The organism is Alicyclobacillus macrosporangiidus CPP55 (assembly GCF_000702485.1).
GTDB lineage: Bacteria > Bacillota > Bacilli > Alicyclobacillales > Alicyclobacillaceae > Alicyclobacillus_H > Alicyclobacillus_H macrosporangiidus_B.
This window is the reverse complement of record NZ_JNIL01000001.1, coordinates 1,649,284-1,664,708: the sequence shown is the minus strand read 5'-3', so window position 1 is coordinate 1,664,708 and position 15,425 is coordinate 1,649,284. Positions and strand designations below refer to the sequence as shown.

Sequence of the window (15,425 nt, the reverse complement as noted above, 5' to 3'; positions counted from 1 at the left end):
CATGTCGATGGTCCAACCGCCCGCCCTCGGGCGGGCACGCCAGAAACCCCGCTTCCCCTGGTCGCACGTCGCGGGCTACGCCTTGTCCATCGTGTTGACGCTGGCGGCCTTCTGGGCGGTCCTGGGGCACGCGCTCCCGATGAAGCCGCTGCTGGCCGGAATCCTGTTGCTCGCCGTCCTGCAGATCCTCGTCCAGCTGGTGTTCTTCCTGCACGTGGGGCAGGACAGCAAGCCGAGATATCACCTGTGGCTGTTCTCGGTCGCTATGTTCTTCTTCGTCGTCTTCGTCGTGTCGTCCATGTGGATCATGACGTTCAACACGCCGATTTCCTGACGGGGCCGCCGCGAGGACGGACGAGGCCGCGGCGCCGCGGCCATGCCGGACAGGCGGAGGCTCCCGGGAGCGGCCGGGAGGTGAGGATGTGTACGGGCAAGAGTCTCATACCCCGCTGGGGCAACGGGGGCCGGCCGTGTGGTTCCGGGACAGGGCCGGCGCATGGACGGCTGCGGATCGGTGGCCGCATCTCCTGGAGGGATGGCGGAAAGTGCAGGCGTATGTGGCGCTGACCAAGCCGCGCATCCTTGTGATGCTGCTGTTCACCGCGTTGTGCGCCATGCTGTTGGCCGGCAAGGGATGGCCGGGCACCCGCCTGACCCTGGCGACGTTGGCCGGTCTGGCGCTGTCGACGGCGGGCGGGGCCGCCTTCAACATGTGGTATGACCGCGACATCGACGCCGTCATGAGCCGTACGCGCCACCGGCCGCTGCCCGCGGGGCAGGTGAGCCCGGCCGGGGCGCTGGCGCTCAGCCTCGTGCTGCTCGGGGCGTCCGTCATCGTGTTGGCATCCTGGGTGAACGGATTGGCGGCGCTGCTGTCCGCCGCCGGGTACGTCTACTACACACTGGTGTACACCGTGTGGCTCAAGCGCCGCACGCCGCAGAATATCGTCATCGGCGGTGGTGCGGGCGCTTTTCCGCCGCTGGTCGGGTGGGCGGCGGTCACCGGGCATCTGAGCCTCGGCGCGGTTTGGTTGTTTCTCATCATCTTCTTCTGGACGCCGCCGCATTTTTGGGCCCTCGCCCTGTTCAAGAACGCGGACTACGTCCGGGCCGGGGTGCCGATGATGCCGGTGGTCCGCGGGGAGCGGGCCGCGCGGTTCCAGAGTTTGATCCACGCCGGCCTGCTGTTGGCGGTCTCCGCCACGTTCCCGCTGGTGGCTTCCGTGGGGCCGCTGTACCTGGGGATTTCGACGGTCGCCGGTCTGGCGTTTTTGTACTCGGTCTATCGCATGTATCGTGAGCCAGACGGCCGCTATCTGTGGGCGCGGCGGACCTTCGCCTGTTCCCTGGGCTACCTGCCGGTGGTGTTTCTCGCTGTGGCCGCGTCTGGAATGTAGGCAAAGGGGGGTTGACGGATGAGCAAGGTGGAGGGAGAGGTACGGATGCAACCCGTCCGGCGCGCCCGCGGCCGGGACGGCGTCTGGTGGCTGTCGGCGGCGACGTGGGTCGGCCTGTTCATCGTGAACATGGCCGGGTTTCTCGACACGGCGACCGGGTCCGCGCTGGGCTGTGGCCGGGAATGGCCCCTGTGCAACGGCTCCGTCATTCCGAGCGCATGGAGTCTGCAGACCCTCATCGAGTTCGGGCACCGGGGCATCGTGCTGGTGGTGACCATCCTGCTCGTCACCACCGCCGTGTTGGCCTGGCGCCGGTACGGCCAGTGGGTCGAGGTGAAAGCGACCATCGGGATCGCCTGCGGATTCGTCGCCCTTGAGGCATTCCTCGGGGCCATCGGGGTGCTGGTCGGCGATCCGCCGGCGGTGCTGGCGACCCACCTGGGGGTGTCTCTGATGGCCTTCGTCGGGATCACGTTGTTGACCGCGGTGTTGAACCAGGTGCAGCGTGTCGGCACCTCCGCGGACGGCGGGGCGGCAGCGCTGCGGCCGGACGTTCCGCCGAAGCGGTTCCGCTTTTGGGCGTTCTTCACGATGGTGTACACGTTCATCGCCCTGTACGTCGGGGCGTACATCTCCAACATTCACGCCGGCGCCTGGTTCCAAGGATTCCCCTTCCCCACCGAGTCATTCGCGCAAGCGGGCAGCAACCTGTATTTCGACATCCTGCACCGGTCCATCGCGCTCGGACTCGTCATCCTGTGCGCCTCCCTGTGGGTGCAGGCGCGCCGGCTTCCGGTGGATCGGCCCGATCTGCGCCGGGGCGCGGCGCTCTCGGTGGCACTGGTCTTGGCCCAAGCGTTGAGTGGCGGACTGTTGGTGTATACGCGCCTGGCGCTTCCCGCATTTCTCCTGCACGTGTCCATCGTCTCCTGCCTGTTCGCGACGCTGGCGTACGTGGCGCTCCAATCCACTCCGGAGCCCGTCCGCAGACCCCAACTGGCCTCGGGCGGTGGCCCGCAGGGGACCGCCGCATCCGGGGGCCTGCGCTGAACGATAAATTCTTTCCAGCCTGCCCAATGCTGCAGGCTGGTTTTTTTGTCTCCCCTGGTGTACATTCAGGTGTATATACAGCATCCTTTCGTTGCTTGCACACAGATTCCGAGAGGTGATGCAGCGATGCTGCCTCGATCGGTTCTCACCCTCATCGACCTGGCCCTCGACGAAGACGTCGGCCGGGGGGACGTGACCAGCGCGGCCGTCCTCCCGCCGGCCCTTTCGGCGACGGCCCAGGTGTTCATCAAGCAGCCGGCGCGGGTGGCGGGTCTGCCCGTGCTGGCTGCGGTGTTTCAGCGGCTCGATCCGCAGGTCACCGTCACCCCGCTGGTCGAGGACGGCGCGGACATCGCCGGACCGGCGCCTGTCTGCCTGGTGCGGGGACCGGCCGCGTCCATCCTGTCGGCCGAGCGCACGGCGCTGAACTTTTTGGCTCGGCTCAGCGGGATCGCCACCTTGACGCGGGAGGCCACCGCGCGCCTGGCCGGGACGCGGGCGCGGCTGCTCGACACGCGCAAGACGACCCCCGGGTGGCGCTACCTGGAGAAGTACGCCGTGCGCATGGGCGGCGGGACGAACCACCGCTTCGGCCTCGACGACATGGTGCTCATCAAGGACAACCACGTCGCCCTGGCGGGCGGCGTCGCGGAGGCCGTCGCAAGGGCGCGGAAGTACGTCGGCCTCTCCACCAAGGTGGAGGTGGAGGTCGACACGCTCGATCAGCTGGACGAAGCCCTGGCGGCGGGGGCCGACCTCATTCTCCTCGACAACATGGATCTCGCCACCCTGCGCGAGGCGGTGGTCCGCACGGCCGGCCGGGTGCCGTTGGAGGCCAGTGGCAACATGACCCTGGATCGCCTGGCCGATGTGGCCCGCACCGGGGTTGACTTTATCTCCATGGGCGCGCTGACGCACTCGGCGACGAGCGTCGACGTCGGCCTCGATGTCGATCTCGCGGCTCCACCCGCCTCCCTCGCCGGGGCCGCGCCGTCCGCCGCCCGGTCCCGGGAGATGGCGCCGTGAACCAGGACAGGTACGACTTTGTCGTCATCGGCGCAGGCCTGGCCGGTTGCGCTGCCGCCTGGTGGCTGAGCCACCTGGGGGAGGTGGCGCTCCTCTCCAAGGTGCCGCCGGAGGGCAGCAACTCCCACCACGCGCAGGGGGGGCTGGCGGCCGCCGTCGGCGCCGGGGATTCGCCGGCATGGCACGCGGAGGACACCCTCGCCGCAGGCGCCGGGCTGTGCAGGCCGGATGCGGTGGCCCGGTTGACCGCCCGAGCGCCGCAGCTGGTGCGCTGGCTGGTGGATCTGGGCGTACCCTTCGATCGCGCTGCCGACGGCTCCCTCCGCCTCGGCCTGGAGGGCGCCCACGGGCGGCCGCGCATCCTGCACGCGGGCGGAGACGCCAGTGGCCGGCACATCCTGGCGGCGGTGCGGCAGGCGCTCACGCTGCGGCCGACGGTCGACGTGCTCTGGGACGCGCAGGTGGTTCGCCTGGCGCGGCACCCGTCACGAGAGAGACCGGGCCGTGTGACCGGCGTCTGGGTGGCCCGTCCGGGCGGCCTCTGGTTCGTCGGCGCAAGGCGGGGCGTTGTCCTCGCCACCGGCGGTGCGGGCCAGCTGTTCGCCGCGACGACCAACCCGCCGGGCGCGACCGGCGAGGGCTTGGTGTTGGCGTACGACGCGGGGGCGACCCTGCGCAACCTGGAGTTCATGCAATTTCACCCGACGGCGCTGGCGTCGGAAGGGAACCCTCGGTTCCTCCTCAGCGAGGCGTTGCGCGGCGCGGGGGCGACGCTCATCGACGAGCGGGGCGCCCCGGTCATGGCGGATCACCCGCAGGGTGACCTGGCCCCTCGGGACGTGGTCGCTCGGGCGGTGTACGCGCGCCTGCAGCGGGGGGAGCGGGTGTACTTGGATGCCACGCGGATCGGCGATCTGGCGGAGCGATTCCCGACGGTGTACGAGGGCTGCCGCTCGCATGGGTTCGATCTCGTGGCCGAACCGGTCCCGGTCACGCCGGCCGCCCACTTCCTGATGGGCGGCGTCGCGGCCACCCTGGCGGGCGAGACGGACGTCCCGGGCCTGTACGCCGTCGGCGAAGTGGCAAATACCGGCTGCCACGGCGCCAACCGCCTCGCCAGCAACTCGCTCTTGGAGTGCCTGGTGATGGCGTACGAGCTGTATGAGCACGTCCGTTCCGGCGAGGATGCGGACGTACCGGCGGCACCGGCAGCAGCGGCGTCCCCCGCGGGCGCCGATGCAGCGGATGCGCTGGGCGGCGGGATCGAACGGGTGCAGCAGATCCTCTGGACGCACGTGGGATTGGTCCGCCACGCGACGGGGCTCAGGAAAGCCATCGGCGTGTTGGCGGCGTTGGAAGAAGTGCATCCGGGCTCGGCGGCCGTGAGAGCGGCCCGCCTGATGGCGGAATCCGCGCTGGTCCGGCAGGAGAGCCGGGGGGCGCATTATCGAAGCGATTTTCCGCATCCCGCGGCGGATCTCGCAGGTTGCGACACCCTCTGCCGCGTGGGCCAGCCGCCGCGGCTGCAGGCGGCCGAGGTGGTCCCGGCCGGTGCGGCGTGGGTTCGGATGTGAAGATTGGGGAGGGGTACAGGATGGCGGTTCGGATGGAGGCCGGCACGGCGGCCGGCTTGATAGAAGAGATCCTGCGGCTGAAGCGGGAGAAAAACGCGGTCATCTTGGCGCACAACTACCAGCGGCCTGAGGTGCAGGAGCTGGCGGACGTGCTCGGCGACTCGCTCGCCCTGGCCCGGGCGGCGGCGAAGACGGACGCGGACGTGATTGTGTTCTGCGGCGTGCACTTCATGGCGGAGACGGCGGCGGTGCTCAATCCGGAGAAGACGGTGCTGCTGCCGGACCTGGAGGCGGGCTGTTCGCTGGCGGACAGCATCACGGCGGACCAGCTGCGGGCTTGGAAGGCGGATCATCCCGAGGCGGTGGTGGTGGCGTACGTCAACACATCGGCCGAGGTGAAGGCGGAGAGCGACTACTGCTGTACGTCGTCCAACGCGATCGAAGTGGTCCGGTCAATTCCGGAGGACCGCGAGATCCTGTTCTTGCCGGACATGTTTTTGGGCGCGTACGTCCAGCGCATGACGGGGCGGCGGAACATGCACGTCTGGATGGGTGAGTGCCATGTGCACGCGGGGATTCAGCCGTCGCAGGTGGAGACGGTGCTTCGGCAGCACCCGCGGGCGGAGCTGTTGGTGCATCCGGAGTGCGGCTGCTCGACGCCGAGTGTGTACCTGGCGGGTGAGGGGGTGCTGCCCGCGGATCGCACGAGGATTCTCTCCACCGGGGGCATGCTGAAGCACGCGTCGTCGTCGGAGGCGGAGGAGTTCATCGTGGCGACGGAGACGGGGATCCTCTACCAGATGCAGAAGCGGAACCCGGGCAAGCGGTTTGTGGCGGCCAACCCAGATGCGGTCTGCCCGTTCATGAAGCGGATCACGCTGGAGAAGGTGCGCGACGCGCTGCGCGAGAACCGGCACGTGATCACGGTGCCGGAGGAGATCGCGTCGCGGGCGCGGTTGGCTATTGAGCGGATGGTTGCGATTGGGTGAGGCCGGGGGCGCCGCCTGGGGCGGATGGGCGCAGCGCCAGGGTACAGGAGGGGGCGGACAGGGGTGGCACTCGGGTGTTACGAGGGTTGTAAAATCATTTTCTACCTTAATACTGTGCGCGGATTGGTTGATAGTAACAGTTTTTGTGTTATCCCACCTGCGGCCGACGGAATAATGTGGTCAAATGAATGTAACCACTTCAGTCCTATCCCTCGCCGCATCACTTTACGTACATCATTGCCACTATTCTCGCCTGGTGCGCAGAGGTAAATACGAAACCGTTGCTATTCGTTCCCTGCCGCGATGAGTTAAGCACAATCCCGTGCTCCGTGGAGCCGCTCCCGTCATTGTTGTAGAATAGATAGGACACACGGGGGGTGGATGCGCCGGAATGCGGAATCTGTTTGAAGTCGTGCCGGACAACCTGTTCTCCCTGCTGGCGGCGCGCCATCGGGCGATCTATTTCCGCGCGCTCATGGTGCTGCGGGAGTGCTACCAGCGTGAGATCACGTTCCGCCGGGCCGATCTCGTCGCGTATCTGATCAGCCAGATGGAACGAGACCTCACCGATCTCACCGATGACGATATGCTGGGAGCGGAAGGGATGGGTCCCGCCGTGGCCCCGCCGGGATCGGCCAACGCGGTGGAGGCCGCCACGGTGGAACAGGCGGCTGCACAGGCACCGGTGCATGCGGCAGCGACCTCCGCGCATGGGTCGGGCGGCGCGGACGCCCGCTCGGACTTCGACGGCTTCGACGACGCCACCCTGTCCGGGCGGGCGCATGCCCTGGTACGCAAGCTGGTGGAGACCGGGTGGCTGCAGGCGGTGACCGACGGCAGCGGCCTCGACGAGACCCTGATTGTGCCCCAGTACGCCAGCGTCCTGCTCGACGCCCTGCACGCCATCGTCGAGCCGGTGCAGCAGCGGTACAACGCCTTCGTTTACTCCGTGTACTCCAACCTGCGCACGGCCAACGAGGAGCGGGACGAGTTCATGCTGCAGGCACTGCAGTCGGCCTACGATGCCACCGTCGCCCTGCGCGAAAACCTGCGCGCCCTTTTGCACAACATCCACACCTATTATCAGAACCTCCACCTGCGCCAGGACATCCGCGACCTGCTCGCCGAGCACTTCGACGGTTACCAGCTGTCCGTGGCCATCGCCACTTACCACCCCCTGAAGACGTTTGACAGCGTATACCGGTTCCGGCCGCGCATCCTGCAGATTCTGCGCGATTGGCTGGCCGCGCCGAGCCTTCTGCACCGGATGTCCGCCGCCCTGCGCCAGCAACGCCAGGAACTGGACGATCTCGCGGCCCGCGGCGAGGTCGTGCGCCTGATCCAATTCATCGGCGACACGTTCGAGTCGTTGGACGATCTTTTGCGCGAGATCGATCACCGCAACGCCGCCTACAACCGCGCCAGCGTCGAGCGGCTGCAGTATCTGCTCAACAGCGACCGGGACATCAAGGGCAAGCTGGTGCAGTTGCTGCGCGCCCTGCCGCCGGTGCACGCGCGCGCCCCGTCGCCCCTGCTGTCGGCCATGGCCGAGCTGCCCCTGTACGAGGTCCGCTATTTCGATCCCGACGCTCTCTACACGGAGCCGAAGCGCCGGCAGCGGGGTCAGCCGCAGCCCCTGCGGCGGCCGAGCGGCGCGGACGATGCGGCCTTTGCGGCGGAGGCCAAGGAGCTGTTGGAGCGGGCGAATGCGCTCTTTTCGCAACAGCGGATCGCTGAGTTCATCCTGTCGCAGATGGACGAGCGTGGCCGGCTGCCCGCCGCCGCACTGCAACTGCCGGGGTGGGACGACTTCATCCGCGCCATCGTGGCCGTGGTGCGCGGGGACGAGCCGGAGATGCCCTACGAGATCGAATGGGATGAGAAGACTCAGACCGTGGTGGTCGGGTCGTACCGAATCCCGGCGCTGACGTTCCTCAGAAAGGATGCGGACCGATGGACTGGCAGAGCCGTTTCACGGCGTTGACGGAGGCGGACAAGGAGGAGTTCGCGCGCGTCCTCAGCCTGTTGTTCGAGCACACCTTCATCGTTCGGGACGAGTGGGACCCGAAGCAGGGGCGGGTCGTCACCAACCGGGATTACCGCTTCGTCGAACGGAACCTCGAGCTGTTTCACGCGTATCTGCAGGCGGGCGGGTTCGAACTGCAGGCGGACGGGCGCCGCGGCGTCATGGCGGTGTACAACCGCTACGGCCGCAACCGCATGAAGGTGGACAAGTACACCACCTACCTGCTGTACGTCCTGCGCCTCATCTACGAGGAGGAGATGGAGCGGGCCTCCATGCGCCGGGAGGTGGTGGTCACCCTCCAGCACATCCTGGAGAAGCTGATGGCGTTGGGGCTGATGGACCGCCGAATCGCCGCCACCCACCTGGGAGGCGCCCTCAACCGGCTGCGGCGCCTGCACATCCTTGCCCGCATCGAAGGCTTCGCGGACGAGCTGGAGAGCCGTTGGTTGATCTACCCCACCATCGAGGTGGCGGTGCCGGATGAGCGGATCAATCACCTGTACCAGCGCCTGACGGCCGGCGAATTCGGGCCGCTCGGCGAGGGCGCGGGTGCCGGGGAGGACGCGACGGCGGAGGCTGGCGGAGACGTCGGGGACGACGAGGACGCGGGTGAAGACTGGGCGGACGACGCGGAGGAGGAGGGAGACGCATGAAACTCTTGCGGCGGATGCTGCTCATCAACTGGCATTACATGGTGCACGAGTTGATTGAGTTCGCGCCGGTGACCTTCCTCACCGGCAAGAATGCGGCCGGCAAGTCGACCATCCTCGACGCCCTGCAGCTGGTGATCCTCGGGGACACCAGCGGCCACTACTTCAACAAGGCGGCCAACAACGGCAGCGGCAACCGCAAACGCACCCTGCGCGGGTATCTGCGCGGGGAGGTGGCCGAGGAGAACGACCGGACCATCACCCTGCGCGAAGGCCAGTTCTCATCCTACGTGGTGCTCGAGTTCTGCGAGGAGCGCGGGCGTAACCCGATGTGCTTTGGGGTGGTGTTCGACTGCATGCCCGACGCCTCCTATGAGTGGCGCTTCTTCTCCCTGGCCGATGCCCTGCCGGACTTTCACTTCATCCGCGACGGCGTGCCGCTCGACATCAAGGGCCTGCGCTCCTGGGGGCAGCAGCGGAAAAGCCGCTTCGAGATGTACGAGAGCAACAAGCGATACCAGGAGGTCTTCCTCGCCCGCATGGGCAATCTGCGGGACAAGTTCTTCCGGCTCTTCCGGAAAGCGGTGCCGTTCGAGCCCATCATGGACATCCCGGGGTTCATCTCGGAGTTCGTCTGCGACGTCAACAAGGACCTGGACATCGCGGACATGCGCGAGAACATCCGCCACTACCGGCGGATGGAGGAGGAGTTGCGCGTCGTCAAGGCGCGCATCCAGGCGCTCGAAGAGATGGAGAAGACGTTCCAGGGTCGCGCCGCCGCCGAGCAGAAGATCCAATTGTACGAGTACCTCCTGGATCGGGCGCAGCTGGCCCAGCGTGAGCAAGATTTGGCGAGCCTGCAGCAGCGGCTGCAGGCCTGCGATCAGGAGGCGGCCCAGGTGGAGGCTCGCCTGGCCGAGCAGACCGAGGCGCGCGAGCGGGTGCAGGCCCGCCGGGATGATCTGTTGGAGGAGCGCGCCAAATCGGACGTCTACCAGCGCAAGCAGCAGCTCGAGCAGCGTAAGCAACTGCTCGAGACCCAGTTCCAGCAGATCCGCCGGGACGGGGAGCGGCAGGACCGGTTTTTGATGGATCACGGTGGCCGCTGGAAGGCCGTCGCGGGCGCGCTGGCCGAGGCACCCCAGTGGTTCTCCGGCACGGCCCTGGCGGCGCTGGACGGGGAGGAGACCCCCGAGGGGCGGCTCTGGCAGAGCGCGCCCTTGTACGCGCAGGCGCGCGAGGCCCTCACCGCCGGGCTGGCGGCGTGGCCCCGGCCGGCCGGTTGGGCGAAGCACGGGTTGCTCGATCCGCCCCTCGCCGCCGCCGACGCGGCCGAGGTGGCGGAGGCCGGCGCGCATCTGCAGGAGGCCGCTCGCCTGCTCGGCGAGGCCCACGCCGTGATGCGCACCACCGTGCGCCTCTGGGACGAGGAAGCCGGCGATCTGGAGCGGGCCATCGCCGAGCTGCGCCGCGGGGTGAAGCAATATGATCGCAAGGTGATTGAGCTGCGCGACACCCTGCGCGCGGGCCTCGCGGCCCAGGGGCTGCCGGCGCAGGTGGAGATCTTCGCCGACCTCCTGGACGTGCGCGATCCCGCCTGGCAGGCGGCCATCGAAGGGTATCTTCACACGCAGCGCTTCTACCTGTTGGTGGCGCCGGAGGCCTTCACGCCGGCCCTCCGGCTGTACGACCAGGTCAAGCGCGAGAAACACCTGTTCGACGTGGGCCTGGTGGACATCGCCAAGGTGATGCAGGATGGGCCCGAGCCGCTGCCGGGATCGCTGGCCGAAGAGATCGTCACCGACAACCCGTACGCCCGGGCGTACGCCGACTTCCTGCTCGGCCGCGTGATGAAAGTCGATCACGTGGACGAGCTGCGCCAGCACCGGACCGCCATCACCCGAGACGGCATGTTGTACCAGAACTACGTCGCCCGCCAGCTCAACCCGCGCCGCTGGGAGACCCTCTACATCGGCAAGCGGGCCATTCAGCACCAGCTGGAGCAAAAGACCCGGCGCCTGGAGCGGGTGCGGGCCTGGCTCGACGCCTTTCGCCCTCGCCTCGCCCGGGTGCAGGAGTGGGCCGCGCAACCCGTCCCCGCTCCCTCCGAACTGGCGGCGGTGGCCGAGTTCGCCGAGGCGGTGGCGGAGCTGGACGGGATTCGCGCCGGCTACCGGCAGGTCCTCGACGATCTGGCCGGCCTCGACCTGTCGCGGCTGTTGCGCATCGGCGAGGAGATCGACCGCTGCGAGACGGAGCTTCGGCGCATCCACCAGGACATCGAGCAGCTGCGCGATCGGCGCGGGCGGGTGCTGGCCCAGCGGGATCGGCTGGCGGAGGAGGACATCCCCGCCGCCGAGCGGGCGGTGGCCGATCAGAAGCACCTCATCTCCACCCGCTACGATCCGATGTTTCGCGCCGACACCGGCGAACCGCGCTTCGAGCAGGAGTGGAAGCGCCTTGGCTCGGCGGAGACCATCCAGGCCAACTTCGGCCGCCAGCTGAACGTGGAGCGTAACCGCGCCCAGGAGGCGTGGACGGCCTTGGTGCACCAGCGCGAGATGTACAACCGGCAGTTCGGCGCGGGCTTTGACATCCAGCGCCCGGACAACGCGGTGTACGACCAGGAGCTGGCCTGGTTGCGCGACACCCAGCTGACGGAGTACGAGACCCACATCCGCGAGGCGAAGGAGCGGGCTCAGGTCCAGTTCCAGGAGGACTTCATCAACAAGCTGCGCAACAACATCGAGACGGTGCAGCAGCAGATCGACGAGATCAACCGGGCCCTGCGCGAGGTGTCCTTCGGCGGGCGCGAGCGCTACCAGTTCAAGGTCTCGCCCAACCCGCAGTACGAGCCGTTCTACCGGATGATCATGGACGACCTGCTCCTGGAGGGCAAGAGCCTCTTCTCGCAGGCGTTCCTCGACAAGCACGGCGACACGATTGAGGAGCTGTTCCGGCACATCGTCGACGTGGACGAGCGCGATCCCGCCGTGCAGGCGGAGCTCGAGAAAAACCTGGAGAAGTTCACCGACTACCGCACCTATCTGGACTTCGATCTCCTGGTGAAGGACGAGGAGGGCCGGGAGTCGAGGTTGTCCCGCGTGATCGCCAAGAAGTCGGGGGGCGAGACGCAGACCCCGTTTTACATCGCGGTCCTGGCCTCTTTCGCCCAGGTGTACCGGGTGAATCAACCGGGGTTCGACAACACCCTGCGCCTGATTGCGTTCGACGAGGCGTACAACAAGATGGACCACCAGCGCATCCGCGACAGCATCCAGCTGGTGCGCGACTTGAATCTGCAGGTCATTCTCGCGGCGCCGACAGAGAAGATCGCCGACATCGTCCCGTGCGTCGACCGCACCATCGTCGTCCAGCGCATCAAGTCGGAGACCCGGGTGGCGCCCTTTGAACCCCTCGCCCTGGAGGGGGTGCGCTCGTGAGCCGGCCGGGTCAGGGGAACGGGTGGCCTGGTCAGACCGCGGGATCGGCCGGGCCTGGGGTGGGGGTGGATGCCTGGCGGCCGGGGCCGGAGGCGGTGCGGGTGCTGTCGGTGTTGCTCGACAAGTACGAGCGCAGCCGGGCCCTGACCAGCGGGCCGTCGGCCCGCCGTCCGCAGGTGCGGATGGCGGACGGGGTGGTGCCGGGGTATACCAGCGGATCGCTCGATCCCGACGCCCGCCGCACCCTGCACCAAGACCTCGCGCGCCTTGCGGATGCGGGCGTCGTCTCCCTGCGCTGGGTGCGGTTCGAGGAGGGCAACCTCCTGGACCGCGTGTACCTGGAGTGGGACGGGGTCGATCGCGCGTACGCCCTGACGGGCCGCACACCGCTGCGCGACGAGATGGCGGCGGTCGCGGAGGAGGTCGCCGCGTGGCGCCAACGGCAGGCTGAGAAGGGCGCGCCCGCTTGGTTGCTGAACTGGGCGGACGACGTCCTGGCCGCCGTGCAGGCGCGGGGCCGGGTGGGCAGCCAGCTGCTTCCACCGGACCCGGCGGATCGGCGCGCCCTGCTGCTGACCCTCGGCGGTCTGGTGGACAAGGGGGATGAGGTGCTGCCGATGCGGCTCTTTTCCACCCGCTATCTCGGGGACAGCAAGGCGTTCGAGCGGCAGGTGCAGAGCCGCCTGCTGGGCCTGTTGCAGCGTTACGCCCTCCCCGCGTGGGGGGTGGACGATCCCGACGTCTTCTCCGACCCGGCGGACCTGTTGCGCGAGGTGGGCCTGGAGGTGACTCACGACCTCATCACCTTCTGCGGGCCGGCGGTGCTCTCCTTTTCCGCTTCCGCGGATGGGTCCGCACCGGGCAACGGGGATGCGGATGGGCAGGGGCTTGCATCTGGGCCGGCGTCTGGTCCCGGCTCTGGTCCCGGCTCTGGTCCCGGCTCTGGTCCCGGCTCTGGTCCCGGCTCTGGTCCCGGCTCTGGGCCCTGTTCCGGGCCCACTCACGAGGTCGGGTGGACGCCTCACGCCGTGGACGCCTGTGCGCTCCCGCACGGGGTGGCCATTGACGCGGCCGACGTGGACGGTCTGGTCTGGCTGGAGGTGCGCTGCGCGCGCATCCTCACCATCGAGAACAAGGCGAATTACCGCGCCTACGTCCGGCGGGAGCGGAACCCAGACGAGCTGGTCGTCTACCTCGGGGGATTCGCCAGTCCGGGCCAACGCCGCTTTCTCCGGTCCCTGCGCCGATGGCACGAGCGCCAGGGCCGAACGCTTCCGCCCCTTGACCACTGGGGCGACCTGGACTACGGGGGCATCCTCATCCTGCAGCACCTGCGCGACACCTGCTGGCCGGAGGCCAGGCCTTGGCGGATGGAACCCGAGTTGTTGCGCCGCCACCGGGATCGACTGGAACCGTTTGACGATGCGTACCGCGAAAAGTTGGCGCGTCTGCTGGAGCAGGAACGGTACCGGTGGGCGCGGCCCTTGCTCGAGGCATTGCTGTCTGCGGGCGGCACCCTGGAGCAGGAGGCGCTGTTGATCTGAGGAGCGCGGCGACGGAGGCCGTCAGTACCGGTGTGTGGCGCGTCGGCCGCCTGGTGATTCGGACACCGGAAATTCTGTATCATAAAAATACAGAGGGAAGCGAGGAGGGAGGCCACGTCGTGGACGAGGTGCATCCAGGTTCCCCAACGGATGGCCGTAAGAATGCGGCGGGCGGAAGGGGCGACGTTCCCGTCACGCCCATCTTCATCCTCATGATGGCGGGCGCCTTCGTGGCCTTTCTCAATCAGTCGCTCATCAACGTGGCCTTACCCCAGATCATGGCTCACCTCCATGTCAGCGCCACCACGGGGGACTGGTTGGCCACCGGGTACATGCTGGTCAACGGTGTCGTGATCCCCATCACCGCGTATCTGATCGAGCGGTTCACGACGCGCCAACTGTACCTGTCCGCCATGGGGCTGTTCTGCGTCGGGACGCTCACCTGCGCCGTCGCGCCGCATTTCTCGGTCCTGCTCGCCGGACGCATCATTCAGGCCGTTGGGGCAGGTGTGCTGATGCCGCTCGTGACCAACGTCATCTTCATCCTGTTTCCCATCGAGCGGCGCGGGTGGGCGATGGGGATCTTCGGGATCGCGCTGAACTTCGCCCCTGCCATCGGCCCCACCCTGTCCGGGTGGCTGGTGGAGCACCACTCTTGGCGGCTGCTGTTTTTCATCGTGCTGCCGATCGCGCTGTTGGACCTGGTCATCTCCTTCCTCCTTTTGCGCAATGTGACGGAGACGCGGCGTCCCCGGCTGGACACGTGGAGCGTCGTCCTCTCGACCCTCGGGTTCGGCGGTGTGCTGTACGGGTTCAGCACGGCTGGGAGCAGCGGCTGGGGGTCGGCCGAGGTGGTGGCTTCCTTTGTGATCGGCGGGGTGAGCCTGCTGTGGTTCGTCTTGCGGCAGTGGGGCTTGGAGCGGCCGCTGCTGGAAGTGCGGATCTTCCGGTATCCGATGTTCACGCTGACGACTCTGATCCTCGTCGTTGTGACGATGGCGCTTTTCGCAGGCATGCTGTTGATGCCCATCTACATGCAGAACGTGCGTGGATTCTCGCCGCTGCTCTCGGGCCTGATGCTCCTGCCCGGCGGCGTGGTGATGGGCATCATGTCGCCCATCACGGGTCGCCTGTTCGATCGCATCGGTGCCCGCTGGCTCGCGGTATCCGGCCTTGCCATCACGACGTTGACCAACTATGCGCTGACCCGGCTGGAGCTTGACACCAGCTTCCTCTACGTCACCGTGATCTACACCCTGCGCGCCTTCGGGATGTCCATCCTGCTGATGCCGGTGATGACCGCGGGCCTCAACCAACTGCCGAAGCGGTACTATCCACACGGCACGGCGATGTCGAACACGTTGAGAATGGTTTCCGGCGCGGTGGGGATGGCGCTGTTGGTCAGCATCATGGCCAGCCGCACCCAGGTGCACTTCCAGGTGCTCTCAATGAGGCAGCAGGCCATGGTGTTGGATGGGCAAGGGGCCGCTGCATCCGGGGGTTTGGAGCAGATGATGCGGCAGGCGACGGTGATGGGGATCGACGACGCGTTCTGGATCGCGACCGGATTGCTGTTCGTCGCGTTCCTCCTGTCGTTTTTCATCCAGCGCACCCGCCCGATGCCGGACATCCTGTCGCATTCGAAGCGGGAGCAGAGCCGGGTCCGCGGCCGGGTGGCACTGGGTGCCCGGGATGCGTGACGGGGCGTGGTGGAGAGCCGTGCGGA

General features: G+C 67.7%; 11 protein-coding genes. All 11 read left to right on the top strand.

The window, feature by feature from the left end; translation table 11 throughout:
• Position 1: 1 nt before the first annotated feature.
• The 11 genes from N687_RS0108345 (at position 2) to N687_RS0108295 (ending at position 15,399) form a co-directional block, all read left to right on the top strand.
• Positions 2-334 carry a cytochrome o ubiquinol oxidase subunit IV gene (locus tag N687_RS0108345; RefSeq protein WP_051663073.1) on the top strand — a complete coding sequence of 111 codons (333 nt, stop codon included), beginning with the start codon at positions 2-4 and terminating at the stop codon, positions 332-334.
• A gap of 88 nt (positions 335-422) precedes the next feature.
• Positions 423-1,397: a heme o synthase gene (locus N687_RS0108340; protein ID WP_231493432.1), complete on the top strand. Its 975-nt coding sequence runs from the start codon at positions 423-425 to the stop codon at positions 1,395-1,397.
• An 18-nt stretch (positions 1,398-1,415) separates the two neighbouring features.
• Positions 1,416-2,447, top strand: a complete 1,032-nt coding sequence (locus N687_RS0108335; protein ID WP_051663072.1) for a COX15/CtaA family protein — start codon at positions 1,416-1,418, stop codon at positions 2,445-2,447.
• Positions 2,448-2,573: 126 nt separating this feature from the next.
• Positions 2,574-3,473 carry a carboxylating nicotinate-nucleotide diphosphorylase gene (gene nadC / locus N687_RS0108330; protein WP_051663071.1) on the top strand — a complete coding sequence of 300 codons (900 nt, stop codon included), beginning with the start codon at positions 2,574-2,576 and terminating at the stop codon, positions 3,471-3,473.
• The gene (nadB, locus tag N687_RS0108325) at positions 3,470-5,047 is read left to right on the top strand and encodes an L-aspartate oxidase (protein ID WP_081841245.1); all 1,578 of its coding nucleotides are present in this window, start codon (positions 3,470-3,472) and stop codon (positions 5,045-5,047) included. The genes nadC and nadB overlap by 4 nt, the downstream gene beginning before the upstream one ends.
• 20 nt (positions 5,048-5,067) lie before the next feature.
• Positions 5,068-6,036 (top strand): quinolinate synthase NadA, encoded by a 969-nt coding sequence (nadA, locus tag N687_RS0108320; protein WP_197029242.1) that lies wholly within the window; start codon positions 5,068-5,070, stop codon positions 6,034-6,036.
• Between the two features lie 391 nt (positions 6,037-6,427).
• Positions 6,428-8,020: a Wadjet anti-phage system protein JetA family protein gene (locus tag N687_RS0108315; protein WP_029421418.1), complete on the top strand. Its 1,593-nt coding sequence runs from the start codon at positions 6,428-6,430 to the stop codon at positions 8,018-8,020.
• Positions 7,990-8,715, top strand: coding sequence for a DUF4194 domain-containing protein (locus N687_RS0108310; protein WP_051663070.1), 726 nt, complete (start codon positions 7,990-7,992; stop codon positions 8,713-8,715). The genes N687_RS0108315 and N687_RS0108310 overlap by 31 nt, the downstream gene beginning before the upstream one ends.
• On the top strand, positions 8,712-12,155 hold the full coding sequence (locus N687_RS0108305) for an ATP-binding protein (RefSeq protein WP_029421416.1): 3,444 nt from the start codon (positions 8,712-8,714) through the stop codon (positions 12,153-12,155). The genes N687_RS0108310 and N687_RS0108305 overlap by 4 nt, the downstream gene beginning before the upstream one ends.
• Positions 12,152-13,699 (top strand): Wadjet anti-phage system protein JetD domain-containing protein, encoded by a 1,548-nt coding sequence (locus N687_RS0108300; RefSeq protein ID WP_029421415.1) that lies wholly within the window; start codon positions 12,152-12,154, stop codon positions 13,697-13,699. The genes N687_RS0108305 and N687_RS0108300 overlap by 4 nt, the downstream gene beginning before the upstream one ends.
• 212 nt (positions 13,700-13,911) lie before the next feature.
• Positions 13,912-15,399, top strand: a complete 1,488-nt coding sequence (locus N687_RS0108295; protein WP_081841668.1) for a DHA2 family efflux MFS transporter permease subunit — start codon at positions 13,912-13,914, stop codon at positions 15,397-15,399.
• Positions 15,400-15,425: the final 26 nt, after the last annotated feature.

Bases quoted from the DNA above. Each gene is read 5' to 3' on its own strand.
- N687_RS0108345 (WP_051663073.1), top strand. From the start codon at position 2: ATGTCGATGGTCCAACCGCCCGCCCTCGGGCGGGCACGCCAGAAACCC.
- N687_RS0108335 (WP_051663072.1), top strand. From the start codon at position 1,416: ATGAGCAAGGTGGAGGGAGAGGTACGGATGCAACCCGTCCGGCGCGCC.
- nadC (WP_051663071.1), top strand. From the start codon at position 2,574: ATGCTGCCTCGATCGGTTCTCACCCTCATCGACCTGGCCCTCGACGAA.
- nadA (WP_197029242.1), top strand. From the start codon at position 5,068: ATGGCGGTTCGGATGGAGGCCGGCACGGCGGCCGGCTTGATAGAAGAG.
- N687_RS0108315 (WP_029421418.1), top strand. From the start codon at position 6,428: ATGCGGAATCTGTTTGAAGTCGTGCCGGACAACCTGTTCTCCCTGCTG.
- N687_RS0108310 (WP_051663070.1), top strand. From the start codon at position 7,990: ATGGACTGGCAGAGCCGTTTCACGGCGTTGACGGAGGCGGACAAGGAG.
- N687_RS0108305 (WP_029421416.1), top strand. From the start codon at position 8,712: ATGAAACTCTTGCGGCGGATGCTGCTCATCAACTGGCATTACATGGTG.
- N687_RS0108295 (WP_081841668.1), top strand. From the start codon at position 13,912: ATGATGGCGGGCGCCTTCGTGGCCTTTCTCAATCAGTCGCTCATCAAC.